The sequence below is a fragment of the Phyllobacterium sp. CCNWLW109 genome (genome assembly GCF_037203905.1).
Taxonomy (GTDB): domain Bacteria; phylum Pseudomonadota; class Alphaproteobacteria; order Rhizobiales; family Rhizobiaceae; genus Phyllobacterium; species Phyllobacterium ifriqiyense.
On record NZ_JBBCBK010000002.1, the window covers coordinates 414,081 to 432,205 of the forward strand.

Sequence of the window (18,125 nt, forward strand, 5' to 3'; positions counted from 1 at the left end):
TCATGCAAGAACAAAAGCTCAGACAATCGATCATCGACCATTGCCGCCAGATGAATGCAGCCGGCATAAATCAAGGCACGTCCGGCAATATCAGTGTGCGCTTTGAAAATCGCATGCTCATTACGCCATCTGCCGTTCCTTATGACGAGATGACGCCGGACATGATCGCCTCCATGCCGCTTGATGGCGAGTATGGCTCTTGGAAAGGCCCAAAGAAACCTTCCACCGAATGGCGCTTTCACCTTGATATTTTGCGCACACGGCCTGAAATCAACGCGGTCGTTCATACCCACGCGACGTTTTCGACGATCCTTGCCATCGCCCATAAATCAATTCCGGCATGCCACTATATGGTTGCGGCATTTGGCGGCGACGATATCAGGCTGTGTGACTATGCCCGCTATGGCACAAAAGAGCTGTCCGATAATGTGTTGAAGGCATTGAAAGAGCGCACTGCCTGCCTGATGGCCAATCACGGTATGATTGCAACGGGTAGCAGCCTTGAAAAGGCTATGTGGGCGGCTGTCGAGCTGGAAACAATCGCCAAGCAATATTACCACGCGCTGCTTTTGGGCGGAGCCGTCATTCTGCCTCCAGAAGAGATCGAAGGTGTCCGTCGCGGCTTTGCGAGCTATGGACTTCAGGACAAGCCTTCACCGCAGGGGGCAGAACATTGAACAAAGGCACGGATATCTACGACCTGTTCATTATCGGCGGCGGTGTCAACGGTGCGGGCATTGCGCGCGACGCAGCAGGCCGTGGCCTGTCAGTCATCCTTTGTGAAAAAGATGATCTCGCCCAGGGCACGAGTTCGCGCTCCGGCAAGCTTGTCCATGGTGGGCTGCGTTACCTCGAATATTACGAATTCCGGCTGGTGCGCGAGGCGCTGATCGAGCGCGAGGTCCTGCTCGAATGCGCTCCGCATATTATCTGGCCAATGCGCTTTGTCTTGCCACATAATCCGGCGGATCGTCCGGCCTGGCTCGTGCGTCTCGGCCTGTTCCTTTACGATCATCTTGGCGGGCGCAAACGCTTGCCGGGAACGCGCACGCTTAATTTGAAGACTGCCCCGGAAGGTGCGCCGTTGAAAGACGAGTATGGCAAGGCATTCGAATATTCCGATTGCTGGGTAGATGATGCGCGGCTGGTGCTTTTGAATGCGCTCGATGCCGCTGGCCGCGGCGCTGAAATCCATACGCGAACCGCATGCAGCTCGATCCGCCGCGAAGAGGGTATCTGGATCGTTGAAATGACCGACACGGCTTCGGGCACCAAAAGAACCGTGAAGGCGCGCTGCGTGGTGAATACCGCCGGTCCATGGGTCAATGACATTATCCGGCGCGTGGCAGGCTTGAACTCCAGCCGCAGTGTCCGGCTGGTCAAGGGCAGCCACATTATTGTACCGAAATTCTGGGAAGGACGGCAGGCCTATCTGGTCCAGAACCCGGACAAACGGGTTATCTTCATCAATCCCTATGAAAATGATCTGGCGTTGATCGGCACCACCGATATTCCTTATGAAGGGCATCCGGAAGATGTGGCGGCCGACAGCACTGAAATCGACTATCTGCTGAAATCCGTAAACCGCTATTTCAAGCAGCAATTGGTGCCAGCCGACATTGTGCATAGCTTTTCCGGTGTGCGTCCGCTCTATGATGACAGTGCGGAAAACCCCAGCGCCGTTACCCGAGACTATATTTTTGAAGTCGATGCAGACAACAACAAGGCACCGCTACTTTCGGTGTTCGGCGGCAAGATCACAACATTCCGCAAGCTTTCCGAACATGCGCTTGACCGCCTGAAGCCATTTTTCCCCAATATGCGCCCGGGGTGGACTGCCAAGGCGCAGCTTCCGGGAGGCGACATAGCGAATGCGGATTTCGAACAGTTTCTGGGTGATATGCGGGCCAAATATCCCTGGCTGCCCTTTGATCTTGCCAAGCACTACGCCCGGCTTTACGGCACGCGCATGCATGACCTGCTTGGCTCGGCGCGATCTGTTTCAGATCTGGGCACACGGTTCAGCAAGCTTTTGTATGAGCGGGAAGCGCAGTTCTTGCGCACAACGGAATGGGCGCTTTGGCCAGAGGATGTTCTGGAGCGGCGCACCAAACACGGCTTGCACATGACTGAGGAAGAGCGCGTGGTTTTCACGAATTGGTGGACAAGCCAGCAGGTGGCGGCATGAGAAGCGCGGAGTTTGAAGCCCTGCTCGACCTATCGGCCCGTATTGGTGCCGATCCGGCGCTGGTACAAGCGGCAGGCGGCAACACATCCATCAAAGAAGGTGGCACGCTCTGGATCAAGGCGTCCGGCCTCTGGCTGATGAATGCGCGAAATACCGATATTATGGTGCCTGTCGCGCTGGACCCTTTGCTGGATGCGCTGGGCCGCTATGATCCTTCTGCCGAGAAAGCGCAGGATTATGTGATTGCCGAACGCAATCCCTCCGGCCTGCGCCCATCGATTGAAACCACCGTCCATGCGCTTATGCCGCAAAAGGTGGTGGTGCATGTTCATTGCGTCGAGACTATTGCCTTGGCTGTTCAGGCCGATGGCCCTGCCTTGGTTGTATCGCGTCTGGGCGATATTCCTTATGCATTCGTGCCCTATGCCCGCCCGGGATTGCCGCTGGCCCGAGCCATAGCCGAACGTCTGGAAGAAGACACATGTGTTCTCATTTTGGGCAATCATGGTCTCGCGGTTGCGGCCGAAACAGTCGATGAAGCGGAGGTCCTGCTTCATCGGGTCTCCCGCCTTTTGTCTGTCACGCCGCGTCAGGCACCGGACGCGGATATTGCCGCACTGCAACGCCTTGCAGTCAATAGTCAGTACAGGCTTCCCGAGGATGCATCGATTCACCGCGTGGCTACTGATCTGACCAGCTGCCTTATTGCGGCCGGTGGCAGTCTCTATCCGGACCATGTCATCTTTTTGGGGAAAGGTTCGGTGATCGCCTCGCCAACGGATACCGCTTTGACCATCGAAGAGAAACTGCAAGAGGGCATGGCGCTGCCGCCCGCGATCCTGTTCCCCGGCAGGGGCGTTCTGGTGTTGAAAGAAGCAACATCAGGGGCTCTTGCCATGGCGCGCTGCCTTGCGGACGTTACCTCCCGGATTCCGCAAGGCGCGCGTCTGAATTACCTGACAGATGAGGAAAATGCCGAGCTCCTTGGCTGGGATGCGGAGAAATACCGGCAAACACTCAATCGTGCAGGTCAGGCATTGCAATGACAGGTGAAGCACTGTTCATCGGCATTGATATAGGCACGTCCGGCGCGCGCGCTGTGGTGATGACTGCCTCGTTTGACGTTGTTGCCAGCGCTTCAGCCCGTCTGGACGCCTTCTCGCCAAATCACCGCGATCCTGCGGCTTGGTGGTCTGCTGTCCAATCGGCGCTGTCACAGGTGCTCGTGTCGGTTGAACGCAAACAGATCCGCGCGATTAGTATAGACGGTACTTCCGGCACAGTATTGCCGGTCGATGCCAGCGGCGCGCCTCTGGCTGAGCCATTAATGTATAATGATCCGGTGTCAGACCGAGCTATTCTCGACGCGATTGCTGCCAATGCGCCTGAATCCAGCGCAGCGCATGGAGCCACTTCCGGCCTTGCCAAGCTTATGCATTTTCAAACCATCCGCAGTGTTTCGCATATTATCCATCAGGCTGACTGGCTTTCAGGGCATTTCACCGGCCTTTACAATGTCTCCGACGAAAACAACGCGTTGAAAACGGGCTATGATCCTATCGAACGGCGGTGGCCGCTCTGGATAGGTAGTACCCGTACCCATATGGAAATGCTGCCGCATGTTCTGCCGGCGGGTTTGCCGATTTCGACCATCTCTGCGCAAGCTGCTGCCGCATTTGACTTGCCTCCCTCGGTGATCATCGTTGCGGGAACGACGGATGGTTGTGCGTCCTTTCTGGCGACAGGAGCCAATCAGCCGGGCGATGGCGTTACCGCGCTTGGCACAACATTGACGGTCAAGGTGCTCTCGGATCGTCCTCTGTTTGCGCCCGAGTTCGGGCTCTATAGCCACCGCATTGGCGATATGTGGCTGGCTGGCGGCGCGTCCAATACGGGCGGCAATGTGCTGGCGCATTATTTCGATAATGCGCAGATAGAAAGGCTCTCCGCCAGCATCGACCCGGCAACGGACGCTGGCCTTGATTATTATCCGCTGCTGCGTGATGGCGAGCGTTTCCCCATCAATGATCCTGCGATGAAACCGCGTATGGAACCGCGTCCTGACAGTGATGCGCAGTTCCTTAAAGCAATCTTTGAAGGCATCGCAAATATTGAGCACATGGCTTATGGACGTCTGGCGGGACTTGGCGCACCCGAGCTTCGCTCGGTTCGTAGTGTCGGTGGTGGTGCGAAGAATGTTGTCTGGTCCGCCATTCGCGCCCGCAAGCTTGGCGTTCCCATGCCGCCCGTCCTGTCGGAAGAAGCGGCAGCGGGTGCGGCACGGCTTGCGATTCAGGGCGCAAAATCGGCGGGTGTTCTATGACACAGCCAACACAATTATCTGGTCTACGTGATCTGCAAGGGCGTTTTGACGCTTTCCTCATCGACCAGTTTGGTGTGCTTCGCGATGGCCGCGGACCCTATCCCAATGCGGATTCAACGCTTGCCGCCCTGAAGCAGACCGGCGTTCGGATCATCATCCTATCCAATTCGGGAAAGCGCTCCGCTGAAAATGACCGGCGTCTGGCAAAAATAGGCTTTGACCCTGCAAGTTGGGACTGGTTCCTCACATCTGGTGAGGTGGCGTGGCAGATGCTGGCCGCTGAAGCAACAAAAGCAAAGGGTGGGCCCACTCGCCGCTGCCTGCTTATCAGCCGTGATGGCGATACGTCGCCGCTGGGAGGCCTTGATCTGGAACGCACGGCAACTGGCGAGAACGCGGATATTGTTCTGATCGCTGCCAGTGAAGGGGATATCCATGATCTGGATTATTACCGGAACTTGCTGGAACCGGCAGCAAGACGTGGCGTTTCATGTCTCTGCACCAACCCGGATAAGATCATGCTGACAGCTGAAGGCACTGCCTTTGGCGCTGGCCGCATTGCGGAGCTTTATCAGGAACTGGGTGGCACAGTGCGCTGGATAGGCAAACCTTTCGCCGATATTTATGCCGCTGCCATAGACTTTCTCGGTCATCCGAACCCGGAGCGGGTCTGTTGCATCGGTGACAGTATAGAGCATGACGTTGCCGGGGCCGCCGGGGCTGGACTGAAATCCGTGCTGGTCAAGACCGGCATATTGGCTGGTTCAAACACGCAACAGCTGCAGAGCCTTTTTGCTGAACATGGCGCATCGCCTGATTACACGATTGACCGCTTTATCTGGTAGGAGACTAATGGCTTTCACCCTCTCGCTCAACACCAATCCTTTGGTGAACCGCTTCGCTGAAGCCGATGATCTGATTGATACAATCGCAGAAAAAATTCGCATCGGTTATGTGCAGCTGACGCACGAATTCATCAATCCATCGTGGCCGCAACCGACAATCTCCAAACATGTAAAGCAGTTCCAGAAAGCGCTCTCGCGCACGGGTGTGAATGTCACGTCGGGTATGACAGGGCCATATGGGCGTCTCAATCATTTTGGTCATCCAGATGCGGATGTCCGGCAATATTATGTCGACTGGTTCAAGACATTTGCGAATATCTCTGCTGATCTTGGCGCGGCGTCGCTCGGCACGCAGTTCGCGATCTTTACCCATAAGGATTATGACGACCCGGTACGCCGCGAAGAATTGATGAAAATCGCCATTGATTGCTGGCGGGATGTGGCAGCGCATGCAAAGGCTGCCGGCCTTACCTATCTCTTTTGGGAGCCCATGTCGGTCGGGCGCGAATTTGGCCACACGATCGCGGCTTGCCGTGAGCTTCATGATCGCTTGCAAGCATCAGACTTGCCAATTCCCCTTCTGATGATGGTTGATATCGATCATGGCGATGTCACATCGAGCAATCCTGCCGATATTGATCCCTATGCCTGGGCGGAAGCTTTCCCCAAGGAATCTCCGATCATCCACATCAAACAATCGTCGATGAACAAGGGTGGTCATTGGCCGTTTATCGCAGCGCATAACAAGGATGGCCGGATCACACCGGAGAAGTTTCTGGAGACAGTTCGACGCGGTGGTGGAAAGGACAATGAAATCTGCCTTGAACTATCGTTTCGCGAGCGCGAACCAACCGACCATATGGTGGTGGATATGATCCGCGAGTCCGTGGAGTTCTGGGAGCCCTATATTGACACGGGGTTCAATGGAGCAAACTCGGGAAAAGTGAAATGAGCGATTTCTGGATTGGCACGAGTTTCAAGATGAACAAGACGCTGGCGGAGGCTTTGGCCTTTGCCGAAGCTCTTGCTGCTGCTGATGAAACCCGCGATCAGCGGTTTCAGCGCTTTGTCATTCCGCCGTTCACAGCGGTGCGTGAAGTCAAAGCCGCGTTGAAAGACACAAGCGTCAAGGTCGGTGCGCAGAACATGCATTGGGATGACGCAGGTGCATGGACCGGTGAAATATCGCCGCTGATGCTGAAGGACTGCAATCTCGATCTGGTCGAGCTTGGACATTCCGAGCGCCGCGAGTTTTTTGGTGAAACCGACAGAACGGTTGGCCTCAAGGTTGCGGCAGCCGTGCGTCACGGATTGACCCCGTTGATCTGCATTGGCGAAAGTCTGGCACAACGCGAGGCCGGAGAGGCCGACGCCGTGCTTGCTGCGCAAGTACAAGCTGCCCTCGCTTTGCTTGAAGGTGAGGCAAGAAAGCAGCCGGTCCTTCTCGCCTATGAACCCATATGGGCAATCGGCGTCAATGGCATTCCGGCCACATCCGAATATGCCGATGAGCGCCATGGGAAAATTGCAGCTGTGGCCAGGGCGGTGCTCGGCACTGCTGTACCTGTCCTTTATGGCGGCAGCGTCAATCCTGAAAACTGCGCCGAACTGATTGCCTGCCCGAATATTGATGGCCTTTTCATTGGTCGCTCTGCTTGGGCAGCAGAAGGCTATCTTGATATTTTACAGCGGGTCGCAAAAGCAATTCCAGGAAAAGTGGGAACCGGTTTTCCGTCCGGAATTGCATAAAGACAGATCTAGAAAGGAAAAACTCATGAAAATAGCAATTGGAGCCGATAGTGCGGGTAAGCCTTTGCTCGATATCATTGCTGCGCATCTTGCGACAAAGCCGGAACATGTCGTTGCAGATCTGAGCCAGTCCGGCTTTTATGCCGATCTTTCGCAAAAATTGGCGCAGACAATTGTCGATGGAACCAATGAGCGCGGCATTCTTATTTGCGGCACAGGCATTGGCGTCAGCATTTCCGCAAACAAGGTGCCGGGCATTCGCGCCGCGCTGACCCATGATACCTATTCCGCCGAGCGCGCTGCCAAATCCAACAATGCGCAGATCATCACCATGGGCGCGAGGGTTATCGGCCCGGAACTTGCCAAGGCTATCGTGGATAAATGGCTGGAATCCGAGTTCGATCCACAAGGCGCTTCAGCAGGTAATGTCGAAGCAATCGATAGGTTGGATGCGGGGAAGTAAATAGCGAGCAGCCTTAGCTTTACCTTTGTGCGTGGTTCGCCCTTCGACAAGCTCAGGATGGCTCACCATGAGGGAAGTTGTTGGTTGCAATAACCTCGCAAAACTTGCTCTCTGCAATCAGCATTCTTCCTCATGGTGAGCCATCCTGAGCTTGTCGAAGGGCGAACCACGCACTCTACTAATGCAATTTGCTAACCCAATCCCTTGCCCATGGCTCTGATGAGTATGGCTGCTGAAGCGGCGCCCGGATCAATATGGCCAATGGCGCGCTCGCCAAGACGGGCGGAGCGCCCCTTTGAAGCGATCATCGCCTTGGTTGCTTCTGCTCCGGCCTCGGCGGCTTTACCCGCTTTGTCCAATATTTCCGCCAATGAAGCCCCTTGTGTCTTTGCGCTCTCCACTGCCTCGGCAGCGGGCACCCATGCGTCGATCATCGTCTTGTCGCCAATTTCCGCCTTGCCGCGATCCTGAATGCCCTTCGCCATGGCAATGAAGGCATCGGCAAAGTCCGATGCAGTCAGTACGGTTTTGCCCTTAACACTTGCTCCAGCGCGCATGAATGCGGTCGCATAAAGCGGGCCGGAGGAAGCGCCGACAGCGTTGAGAAACGACTTGGCCGCTGTGTTGAATACGGTTGTGGGATCGGCTGCAGTAATATCCGGCGCCGCGAGATTGGTTGCAACTGTCGAAAAGCCCAGATCCATGGCTATGCCGTGATCGGCATCGCCAATAACGCCATCCAGCTCGCACAAATGTGCCTTGGATTCAGCCATGGCCTTGGCGATTTCCGCAAACATGGAAATCAGATTTGCAGCGGTAATTTCGCTCATTGATCAGCCCGCCCGAAACATGGCGCAATCGCACGGATGATCGATCATCTCCTGCAATTCCGCGTCCAGATGCATGACGGTAATCGAAGCGCCGGCCATCTCCAACGAGGTGCAATAATTGCCGACAAGGCTCAAGTGCAGCGCAAGCCCGGCCTGATCCAGCCGTTTTTTCACCTGCCGCATCATGATATAAAGCTCCATGAGAGGCGTTGAACCCAGCGAATTGACAATCACAGCCACGCGGTCCCCTTTCGGTGCGGCCATTTCATCCAATATCTTGTCCATCAATTCATCGGTGATGGCATCAGCCGGTTTCAGCTTTTCTTTGGAGATGCCAGGCTCGCCATGGATTCCCATGCCGACTTCCATTTCATCTTCACCAAGCGTGAAATTCGGTTTGAGTGTCTGGGGGAGTGAACAGGGCGAAAGCGCCACGCCAAAGGTGAAAGTGCGGTCATTGGCCTTGCGGGCAATCCGCTCGCATTCATCAATCGGCAGCATCTTGTCGCAAGCGGCTCCGGCAGCCTTGAACACGAAGACGTTGCCGGCAACACCGCGTCGCTTGTCCCGCTGATCGGCAGGGGCTGAAGCGACATCATCGGTCGTCAGCACGGTACGAACTTCAATATCCTCCATGGCGACCATTTCTGCCGCCATGTCGAAATTCATCACGTCGCCAGCATAATTGCCATACATGTAAAGCACCCCGGCGCCATTATTGACTGCCTTGGTGCATTCGATGATCGGGTCAGGCGGCGGCGAGGCAAAGACATTGCCGATAGCGGCGGCATCAGCAAGACCCTTGCCGACAAATCCGAGAAATGATGGCTCGTGTCCCGAGCCGCCGCCGATCACCATGCCGACCTTGCCGGGGCGGGGGCCGTCCCGGGCAATAATTGAGCGGGGGGAATGATCGAGCGCAAAGACCTTTGCGGAGTGGGCGGCAAGCACCCCTTCCAGCATTTCGTCGACAGCATTGGCGCCGTCATTGATAATCTTCTTGGTCTTCACGTCGATCCTCCCAGATGCATATTCTGCCTTGTCAGGCGTCAATCATCGCAAGCTTAGCGCGGGCCTGCAATATCTGCGAGCATGCATTGGCAGCTTCCACACCCTTGATGACAAAATGATCCTTGAAGAAGGCGATATGGGCTGCCGACTCCTGGAAATTATGGGGAGTGAGAACTGCGGATAGTACGGGAATGCCGCTGTCGAGTTGAACGCGCATCATTGCATCCAGCACGGTTCCGGCAACGAAATCATGGCGATAAATACCGCCATCAACCACGAAAGCCGTGCCGAGAACGGCCGAGAATTTGCCGGTTGAGATCAATGTCTGTGCATGGAGCGGTATTTCGAGCGCGCCCGGAACGTCGAAGATTTCGACATCGGAGCGATCACCGCCAAGTGCCGCCCATTGCTCAACGAATGAGTTGACGCACTGGTCGACAATATCCGCATGCCAGCGTGCGCGGATGATGGCGATTTTAGTAGAAGGATGGGAAACAATAGTCATTTATCAGGCCTTTCAGGGTTTTGCCATTTTTCAATGATCCCTTTGGGCGAACACGCACAGATCAGACCCCACCTGTGGCGGGATCTTGCCAATGCTTGCTCTCTTTCATCCGGACTATACCGTCGGCTCCGGAATTGGACCGGATCTGCTGACCTTCCAGCGGGTGCTGGAAGCGCTCGCGGGCTTCAGGCATTTCTGCCTGCTACCGCCGGTGGGGAATTACACCCCGCCCTGAGAACGTGCAGGTTGAATATAGGCTCGCCGTGGCGAAGGTCAATCCGTCCAGCGACAAGACTGACGCTAAAGGCGACGATCCGTTGAATCACCCCTTGGCATTTCTAAATCAGAGGGTCTTCGAATATTCGATCATCTGGTCCAGCACCGTGCCCCAGCCGTCATAAAAGCCCATTTCCTCGTGCCGGTCGCGCGTGGTTTGATCGCGGTGAATCGCCACGGCAGTATAGCGCGTGCCGCTTCCTTCGTCCTTGAGCAGAAGAACGGCGGTCAGGAATGGATTTTCGGCAGGGCGGTATCCAGGCAACAGGGCGTCGGTCCAGATCAAACGTTCATTTGGCACTATATCCAGATAGCAACCATAATTGATCGACTGTTCTCCATCGGGACCATTCATTACCGTGCGGAAAATCCCGCCCGGACGCAGATCAATCTCACAATCGGAAATGGTCCAGGGTTTCGGCGTAAACCACTTGCTGACATGTTCCGGCATCGTCCAGCACTTCCATACGAGCGCGCGCGGTACATCGATAGTCCGCTCCAGAACGAGATCGAGCTTTGGATCAACTTTCAGATCATAAGTCACGTGTTTTCCTCCTTGAGTGTAAGCATGTAATCGTCAAGTTGATCGAGACGGCGTTCCCACAGGGTCCGTTGCTTGGACAGCCAATTCTCGGCAAGTTTCATTGGTTCGGTTTGAATGCGATAGGTTCGAACGCGTCCCTTTTTTTGCGAGTTGACCAAACCACTGCTTTCAAGCACCCGCAAATGCTCGACAAAGGACGGCAACGCCATGTTGAAAGGTTCGGCGAGTTCGCTGACCGAAGCCGGGCTGTTGACAAGCCGTTCAAGCACTTGCCGCCGCGTCGGGTCTGCCAGCGCGCGAAAAACGGCATCAACGGGAACGGGTGGAGCAGCCAGTGCGGTAGCGGTGGGCATGGATCTGCGAGTCCTCATATGTCGATTGAGCAATACTTAGGTAAAATCCTAAGTATTGCAAGCGAAAAATATCGAAGCGCTGGTGCTGGAAACTCGTTGCTATCAGCAACCATCAATCGGGGTCGATGCAGCTATCAAATTAATTGTCTTGTCTCTGCGGCAAGCAGGGATAATGTCCGCGCATGAATTCAGGCACCGCATCTCCACTTCGCTTCGCCCTCGGCGGGCTGGTTGCTATGGCTATTGGCATGGGTATCGGTCGTTTTGTCTATACGCCTATTCTACCCGGCATGATGAGCGATCTTGGTCTTTCCGCCGGTGATGCAGGCATCATCGCCTCGGCGAATTTCCTTGGCTATCTCGTTGGTGCGATTGTTGCCGGTTACGCGTGGGCGGCAGGCATTGAGCGCAAAGTCATGCTTGGCTCGCTTGCCGCAAGCGCCGCCTTGTGCCTGGCAATGAGCCTTACGGAAAATGTGCTGCTGTTTTCTGTCATCCGCTTTCTTGCAGGCATGGCCAGCGCTTTCATGCTGGTTTTCGCCGCGACGATTGTATTCAGTCACCTCGGCGCTGCAGGCAGGTTGGATCTGCAAGCTCTGCATTTTGGCGGTGTCGGTACCGGTATCGCCTTGTCAGCTATGCTGGTGGCGCTGGTCGCATTCACCGGCTATGGCTGGCGTGCCGATTGGGTAGGCGCGGCAGTCCTTTCCACGCTTGGCTTGATCGCAGTTGCCTTGTTAATCCGCGAAGGACCGCTGCGCACCGGCGCGGACATCAAGGAACCGGCCATCGCCTGGACGGCAGAATTCATCAAGCTCAATATAGCCTATGCGCTGTTCGGCATTGGCTATGTCATCACCGCAACCTTCATCATGGCCATTGTCCGGGCCAATGAGGGCAGCGCCTCGACAGAAGCTTTCGTATGGCTTTGTACCGGCTTTGCGGGCATATTCTCAGTCTGGATCTGGAACCCCGTGCTGCGCCGCGTTGGCCCCTTTACATCCCTTGCCTTCAGCCTGCTCGCGCTGGCCGGTGGTGTTGCAGGCAGCGTCATCCTGCCATCTCCCATTGGCCCACTTATCGGGGGCTTGCTGTTAGGCCTCACAATCATGGTCATTACCGCCTTCGTGTTTCAGGCAGGGCGTCAGCTCGTACCGCAATCCCCACGCCGGATGATGGCGATCACAACGGCGGCCTTTGGTATCGGACAGATCGTTGGACCTTTGATTGCCGGTTATCTTGCCGATATCAGCGGTAATTTCACCTCATCCACGCTGCTAGCAGCAGCGGGGCTGGTGATTGGCTCATTCTTTGCATTTTCTGCGGGTCGGAAAGTGGCGGGCTGATCCAAACTGCATTTCTATATTGCGTGGTTCGACAAGCTCACCATGAGGAGGGCAGGTGATTGCAGGGAGGTCGCATTTGCGATGTAGCTGAAACATTGATGATAAGCTTGCAACCCACCCACTTTCCTCATGGTGAGCTTGTCGAACCACGCATAACGCGAATGCCGCTGGACAGCTTTTCCGCAATTCGAAGCGTACTTTCAAACACGCAATAGCTGTCAAGAACACCCATCATTACAGTAATTTAATTACGCCAACTCACGGTTTGCCCTATTCGTGCTGAAAAACTTGTGCAACTCGTACACACGACGATTTGCATAGTTTTCATGAGGGTCACGACCGTGTTCGTTTCATTTTTCCCAAAGCCCAAGCTGTTTTTTACATTGGCCATACTGTGGGCGCTTGCGGCCATATTTTTCTGGTATTTTGGTGGAGAGCAGCTTGGCGCTTATTTCGGCCTGCCGCCAGCTGCACCTGACGCGCCGCCTATCGTGGGTATAGGTCTATTTGTGTCCCCACCGTTCCTATGGTTTTACATCTATTATACGGTATTCACATTAGTATTTTATGCTTTCTGGGCGGCCTACAGCCCCCATCCATGGCAAAACTGGTCTATTTTGGGATCAGCTCTAATCATATTCGCTACTTATTTCTCTGTTCAGGTAAGTGTCGCGTTCAATGTTTGGTATGGGCCATATTATGATTTGATACAGGCAGCCCTCGCCAAGACCAGACCAGTAACCGCACAAGAGCTTTACATGGGACTGGTCGATATATCCGGCATCGCATTCGTGGCCGTTACTATTGGCGCTATAAACGGATTTTTCATCAGCCATTATATCTTTCGCTGGCGAACGGCTATGAACCGCTTCTACATGGAGCATTGGGACAAGCTCCGGCATATTGAAGGGGCATCACAACGCGTTCAGGACGATACAATGCGTTTCTCGACGACAGTGGAGAGTCTCGGAGTCAGTCTGGTCCGGTCATTCATGACTCTAATTGCCTTTTTGCCCATACTTTTTGTTCTCTCGAAAGAGGTAACGAAATTGCCGGTCTTTGGTGAAGTGCCCTACGCACTCGTCGTGGCAGCCGTCGGATGGGCCGTGTTCGGTACAGTCTTTTTGGCGATTGCGGGCTATAAACTACCGGGGCTTGAATTCAAAAACCAACGTGTCGAAGCTGCCTATCGTAAAGAGTTGGTCTATGGTGAGGATCATGCAGACAGGGCGCAGCCGCCTACGGTTGCGCAACTCTTTGCGAATGTGAGAAAAAACTACTTCACACTTTATTTTCATACCCTTTATTTCAATGTGGCTCGTATCTTCTACCTTCAGGCCGATAACATCGTTTCGACCCTAATTCTTATTCCATCTATCGCCGCAGGTAAGCTTAGTTTGGGGCTGATGACACAAATTCAGAATGTGTTCGGACAAGTGAGTACTTCTTTCCAGTATCTCGTAAATTCCTGGACAGTCATTGTGGAGCTGATTTCGATTTACAAACGACTTCGGGCATTTGAAGCAGTCATTTATAATGAACCGTTACCGGCTATAGATGAGCATTATTTGCAGACGCAAACAGAGGTACAAGTCCATTTAAAGGGCGGTGGCTAAGTTCCGCCGCCCTTTTGCGGCTGTGCCAGATCCGGTGCCGAAGCTGCCTCCACACTGCCGGTTTCTTTCAGATAATCGCTATAGGTCGTGCAGCGTACGTCGGCTTTCGTACACACCTCGGCAGTAAAGCGCTCCAGCGCGCGCCAATAGGCATCGCCATTCATCAATGTGAAATGTAGTCCGATCTGGAAAGGAATGCGTTTGCCCTGATATTGCCGCTCAAACGCGCCTTTAAATGCCTCATAGGCCCGATTCTCAAACTCGCCCATGTGGTCTGTACGCTCGAAGCCGCCGGAGTGACGTACGAACATATTATAATCCATGGCAATGACGGGCCGGTTCTGAGGTCCTTCGGCGATTGTCGGTAGGCCAAACTGGTAAAGTCCACCCGCATACAGCGGCAAAGCGGGACCTTTGGAAACGCCGCTGCCATCAAAGGTGAAGCCCTGATCTTTCAAAGCAGCAATCAGGGCCGGGCTTTCTGAAAGATAGGGAGCGCGAAAGCCGCGTATTTCCTTAGCGACAAAATCTTTCCAGCCGTCCGGTTCGGGAGAGTTGCCATATTTAGCCCAGGCATCGCTCAACACCTGTCGATAGGTGACAAGCTCACTTTTCCATTCGGCCTTGGTCCAGTTCTTGCCATCGAAATGGCCGCAGGCATGGCTGCCAATCTCATGGCCTTCATTGCGCGCCCGCCAGATATTATCGAGACGCTTTGCAATATCTTCTTTTGAAGAGGCAAAGCCAATATTGGAACGGCCAGAAGCTTTGCCCGGCGCTTGATAGCTCTTGCGGTCGGAATGATCGATCAGAAAGACGCAGGAGAGAAAATAGGTAAATTTGGCGTTGGAACGCTGCGCAAGATTAAATGCACGGTCCCAAAGTGCATTGCTACCGGCATTGTCAAATGAGATCAGCACATATTGTGGTTTTACACCAATAGAGCCGCGCAGTCCGGTCGCACCATCAGCATAGGCAGGCGAAGCCATTGCAAAAGCTGCCGATGCGGCAACGATCCGGGTAAAAATTTGCATGATGTCAGGTCAGCTCCACAGGGAGCACTGTCGCTACAGGTCAATTGTGGCGATGATCGGACGCGGCGATCCACCGCAATGCTTTACGTTGGAACCATTCTAATCACCCTGTAGAGTGCCGTTACAAAAGGGGACAAGCCATGCTGGTCATGATTATCGGAATCATCATTTTTCTGGGAATACATTCAGTGCGCATTGTCGCGCCGCGCTGGCGGCTTGCCAAGATGGAGCAGTGGGGAGAAGGCAAATGGAAAGGCCTTTATTCTCTGGTGTCTGTCGTCGGCCTTGCCCTGTTGGTCTGGGGCTTTGGCATGGCCCGGCTGGAGGCACCGATACTCTACGAACCTCCGGTCTGGATGAAACATATCACCTTGCTGCTGATGCTGTTTGCCTTCGTCTTTCTTGGCGTTTTCATTGCAAAGCCCGGCCGTATCAAGCCCGCGCTGAAGCACCCCATGTTGATATCCATCAAGACCTGGGCGCTCGCGCATCTTCTGGCCAATGGCGATCTTGCTTCGCTTATCCTGTTTTTGTCCTTTCTTGCCTGGGCGGTGTTTGATCGTATCGCGCTCAAGCGTCAGGCGCGCGCTGGGCTTGCCCCTGCAGTCATTACGCCCGGACCCGTGACCAATGATGTCATCGCCATTGTCATTGGCCTTGTGCTTTACGTCCTGTTTATCTGGAAATTGCACGTTCTTTTGATCGGTGTTTCACCAATGTGACGGCTAATTTAAGCAAGCCCCTTACATCGCGCGCAGTTTCCGACTAAAAGCCCCCTGAACTCCTTGCGTGACTGCCCATGGCCGTCGCGCGATAACTATTCATGAGGCACCATGACTGACGACGGCTTTTTCCGTGAAGTAAATGAGGAACTGCGCTCCGATAAGATGCGGGCGTTCTGGGCGCGCTATAGCACTTTGCTAATAGGCGGCGTTGTCGCGATCGTCATCGGTACCGCTGGTTTTGCCTTTTACGAATACTGGACTGAAAGAGAAGCTTCAAAGTCCGGCGATCAATTCCTGGCAGCGCTTAACCTTGTCCGTGATGGCAAGAATGACGAAGCCCTGAAGACCCTCGATCAGCTTGAAAAAGATGGTTATGGCGCTTATCCGGTGTTGGCTCGCATGCGCGCCGCCGGTGTGATTGCGCAGAAGGGTGATCTTGCCGGTGCAGTTGCTGCCTTCGACAAGGTTTCTGCTGACACATCCGTGCCGCAGGCCATTCGTGATCTGGCAAAGCTGCGTGCCGCCCTCATTCTGGTGGATACGGGTTCTTATGATGACGTGGCAAGCCGTGTTGAAGCGCTGTCGTCGGATAGCAACCCGATGCGCCACTCCGCGCGCGAAGCCCTTGGTCTTGCTGCCTGGAAAGCCGGTCGCGGTGCTGATGCAACCAAACTCTTCAAGCAGATTTCCGATGATCAGGCGGCTCCCGCCAATATACGTCAGTTTGCTGATACAATGCTGGACATGCTTAAAAGCACTGGCGCCACGCCCGCTGCGGCCGCTGGCTAATTAAGAATTAGGAATATTAAGCCGATGAGCTTTACCCTTGCAATTATCGGCCGTCCGAATGTCGGAAAGTCCACTCTGTTCAACCGTCTGGTCGGCAGGAAAATCGCGCTCGTCGACGATCTCCCCGGTGTTACCCGTGATCGCCGCGTCAATGCGGCCAAGCTCTACGATCTGAGATTCGATGTCATCGATACGGCGGGTCTTGAAGAGGTCGCATCCGATTCGCTCGAAGGCCGCATGCGCGCCCAGACGGAGCTTGCCATTGGTGAAGCCGATCTCATTCTTTTCCTTGTCGATGCCAAAGCGGGTGTGACGCCAACAGACGTTACCTTTGCCGATCTTGTCCGCCGTTCAGGCAAGCCGGTTATTCTCGTTGCCAACAAAGCCGAAGCACGCGGCGCCGAATCCGGCATGTATGACAGTTATCAGCTCGGACTTGGCGAACCATGCCCGATTTCTGCCGAGCATGGTCAGGGCTTTCCGGATCTGCGCGACGCCATTGTCGAGACCATGGGTGAAGAACGGGTCTTCCCGGACGAGTATCTGCCTGTCGATGCCAATGCAGATGATTCCGTCGCTGTAACCATCCCGGCTACGCCGCGCGGTATGGATGATCTGATCGGCGATGATATTGACGATCCGGACGCCGAAGACATTCCGAGCTATGATTCGTCAAAGCCGCTGCGCATCGCCATTGTCGGGCGTCCAAATGCCGGCAAGTCGACGCTGGTCAATACGATGCTTGGCGAGGACCGTCTGCTGACAGGTCCGGAAGCTGGCATTACGCGCGATTCCATCTCGGTCGATTGGGAGTGGAATGGCCGCAAGATCAAGCTTTTTGACACGGCAGGTCTGCGCCGCAAGTCGCGCGTTCAGGGCAAGCTGGAAAAGCTTTCCGTGGGCGATGCGCTGCGCGCCATTCGCTTCGCCGAGGTCGTCATTATCGTCCTCGACGCGACAATTCCTTTTGAAAAGCAGGATTTGCAGATTGCCGATCTGATCATTCGTGAGGGCCGCGCGCCGATCATCGCTTTCAACAAGTGGGATCTCGTCGAAAATCGCCAGATGGTTCTGGCCGATCTGCGTGAGAAGACCGAACGACTTTTGCCGCAGGTTCGCGGTATTCGCGCCGTGCCGATCTCGGGTGAGCGCAATCAGGGTATCGACAAGCTCATGGCCGCTGTAGCCTCGACTGACGAAATCTGGAATCGCCGTATTTCCACCGGTCGCCTCAATCGCTGGCTGGAAGGGGTACTTGCCCATCATCCGCCTCCCGCCGTGGCGGGTCGCCGCCTGAAGATCAAATATATAACGCAGGTCAAGACACGCCCGCCGGGTTTTGTCATTTCATGCTCGCGTCCCGACGCGTTCCCCACCTCCTATGTCCGCTACCTTGCCAATGGCATCCGTGAAACCTTTGATATTCATGGCGTGCCTATCCGGCTTGTATTGCGCACATCGGACAATCCCTTTGCGGGCCGGGCGAAGAAAAAGCGCTAAGGCTGGTAGTTTTCCGTGGCACGAGGAG

At 54.8% G+C, this 18,125-nt stretch carries 19 protein-coding genes and 1 riboswitch; of the genes, 13 read left to right on the forward strand and 6 right to left on the reverse strand.

Going from position 1 to position 18,125, the window contains the following annotated elements; all coding sequences use genetic code 11:
- Positions 1-2: 2 nt before the first annotated feature.
- From V9K92_RS07275 to derI, 8 genes are read left to right on the forward strand one after another with little or no spacing between them, the layout of a single operon-like run.
- Complete coding sequence (locus V9K92_RS07275) at positions 3-677, forward strand: class II aldolase/adducin family protein (protein ID WP_337353665.1); 675 nt, start codon at positions 3-5, stop codon at positions 675-677.
- A complete protein-coding gene (locus V9K92_RS07280) occupies positions 674-2,188 on the forward strand; it encodes a glycerol-3-phosphate dehydrogenase (RefSeq protein WP_337353666.1) in 1,515 nt (504 codons plus the stop codon). The genes V9K92_RS07275 and V9K92_RS07280 overlap by 4 nt, the downstream gene beginning before the upstream one ends.
- Positions 2,185-3,234 carry a class II aldolase/adducin family protein gene (locus V9K92_RS07285; protein WP_337353667.1) on the forward strand — a complete coding sequence of 350 codons (1,050 nt, stop codon included), beginning with the start codon at positions 2,185-2,187 and terminating at the stop codon, positions 3,232-3,234. Before V9K92_RS07280 ends, V9K92_RS07285 begins: the two co-directional genes overlap by 4 nt.
- Positions 3,231-4,511 (forward strand): FGGY-family carbohydrate kinase, encoded by a 1,281-nt coding sequence (locus V9K92_RS07290; protein WP_337353668.1) that lies wholly within the window; start codon positions 3,231-3,233, stop codon positions 4,509-4,511. Before V9K92_RS07285 ends, V9K92_RS07290 begins: the two co-directional genes overlap by 4 nt.
- Positions 4,508-5,356: a TIGR01459 family HAD-type hydrolase gene (locus tag V9K92_RS07295; RefSeq protein ID WP_337353669.1), complete on the forward strand. Its 849-nt coding sequence runs from the start codon at positions 4,508-4,510 to the stop codon at positions 5,354-5,356. The genes V9K92_RS07290 and V9K92_RS07295 overlap by 4 nt, the downstream gene beginning before the upstream one ends.
- A 7-nt stretch (positions 5,357-5,363) precedes the next feature.
- Positions 5,364-6,308, forward strand: coding sequence for a sugar phosphate isomerase/epimerase family protein (locus V9K92_RS07300; RefSeq protein WP_337353670.1), 945 nt, complete (start codon positions 5,364-5,366; stop codon positions 6,306-6,308).
- Complete coding sequence (locus V9K92_RS07305; protein WP_337353671.1) at positions 6,305-7,105, forward strand: triose-phosphate isomerase; 801 nt, start codon at positions 6,305-6,307, stop codon at positions 7,103-7,105. The genes V9K92_RS07300 and V9K92_RS07305 overlap by 4 nt, the downstream gene beginning before the upstream one ends.
- Before the next feature lie 25 nt (positions 7,106-7,130).
- Entirely contained in the window at positions 7,131-7,568 is a 438-nt protein-coding gene (gene derI, locus V9K92_RS07310; RefSeq protein WP_337353672.1) for a D-erythrulose-4-phosphate isomerase, read from the forward strand.
- Positions 7,569-7,759: 191 nt separating this feature from the next.
- Here the strand turns inward: derI and dhaL are convergent, their stop codons facing one another.
- The 5 genes from dhaL to V9K92_RS07335 all read right to left on the reverse strand — a co-directional run bounded on the left by dhaL (position 7,760) and on the right by V9K92_RS07335 (position 11,087).
- Positions 7,760-8,398, reverse strand: coding sequence for a dihydroxyacetone kinase subunit DhaL (dhaL, locus tag V9K92_RS07315; protein WP_337353673.1), 639 nt, complete (start codon positions 8,396-8,398; stop codon positions 7,760-7,762).
- Between the two features lie 3 nt (positions 8,399-8,401).
- Positions 8,402-9,409, reverse strand: coding sequence for a dihydroxyacetone kinase subunit DhaK (locus tag V9K92_RS07320; RefSeq protein WP_307283185.1), 1,008 nt, complete (start codon positions 9,407-9,409; stop codon positions 8,402-8,404).
- A 31-nt stretch (positions 9,410-9,440) separates the two neighbouring features.
- A complete protein-coding gene (locus tag V9K92_RS07325) occupies positions 9,441-9,914 on the reverse strand; it encodes a 6,7-dimethyl-8-ribityllumazine synthase (RefSeq protein WP_115052168.1) in 474 nt (157 codons plus the stop codon).
- A 93-nt stretch (positions 9,915-10,007) separates the two neighbouring features.
- A riboswitch (FMN riboswitch) is annotated at positions 10,008-10,157 on the reverse strand.
- 100 nt (positions 10,158-10,257) lie between these two features.
- Positions 10,258-10,734: an SRPBCC family protein gene (locus V9K92_RS07330; RefSeq protein ID WP_307283190.1), complete on the reverse strand. Its 477-nt coding sequence runs from the start codon at positions 10,732-10,734 to the stop codon at positions 10,258-10,260.
- Positions 10,731-11,087 carry an ArsR/SmtB family transcription factor gene (locus V9K92_RS07335; RefSeq protein ID WP_115052166.1) on the reverse strand — a complete coding sequence of 119 codons (357 nt, stop codon included), beginning with the start codon at positions 11,085-11,087 and terminating at the stop codon, positions 10,731-10,733. Before V9K92_RS07335 ends, V9K92_RS07330 begins: the two co-directional genes overlap by 4 nt.
- Positions 11,088-11,269: 182 nt before the next feature.
- Here V9K92_RS07335 and V9K92_RS07340 point away from each other — a divergent pair, with 182 nt between their 5' ends.
- The gene (locus V9K92_RS07340; protein ID WP_307283195.1) at positions 11,270-12,433 is read left to right on the forward strand and encodes a YbfB/YjiJ family MFS transporter; all 1,164 of its coding nucleotides are present in this window, start codon (positions 11,270-11,272) and stop codon (positions 12,431-12,433) included.
- 341 nt (positions 12,434-12,774) lie between these two features.
- Entirely contained in the window at positions 12,775-14,049 is a 1,275-nt protein-coding gene (sbmA, locus tag V9K92_RS07345; protein ID WP_337353674.1) for a peptide antibiotic transporter SbmA, read from the forward strand.
- Here sbmA and V9K92_RS07350 read toward each other — a convergent pair.
- Positions 14,046-15,083: a polysaccharide deacetylase family protein gene (locus V9K92_RS07350; protein ID WP_337353675.1), complete on the reverse strand. Its 1,038-nt coding sequence runs from the start codon at positions 15,081-15,083 to the stop codon at positions 14,046-14,048. The genes sbmA and V9K92_RS07350 overlap by 4 nt on opposite strands.
- A gap of 140 nt (positions 15,084-15,223) precedes the next feature.
- Here V9K92_RS07350 and V9K92_RS07355 point away from each other — a divergent pair, with 140 nt between their 5' ends.
- From V9K92_RS07355 to der, 3 genes are all read left to right on the forward strand, one after another.
- Positions 15,224-15,805, forward strand: coding sequence for an NnrU family protein (locus V9K92_RS07355; RefSeq protein ID WP_115052162.1), 582 nt, complete (start codon positions 15,224-15,226; stop codon positions 15,803-15,805).
- Positions 15,806-15,916: 111 nt separating this feature from the next.
- Complete coding sequence (locus V9K92_RS07360) at positions 15,917-16,597, forward strand: tetratricopeptide repeat protein (protein WP_307283208.1); 681 nt, start codon at positions 15,917-15,919, stop codon at positions 16,595-16,597.
- A gap of 24 nt (positions 16,598-16,621) precedes the next feature.
- Entirely contained in the window at positions 16,622-18,097 is a 1,476-nt protein-coding gene (gene der / locus V9K92_RS07365; RefSeq protein WP_115052160.1) for a ribosome biogenesis GTPase Der, read from the forward strand.
- The last annotated feature ends 28 nt before the right edge of the window (positions 18,098-18,125 follow it).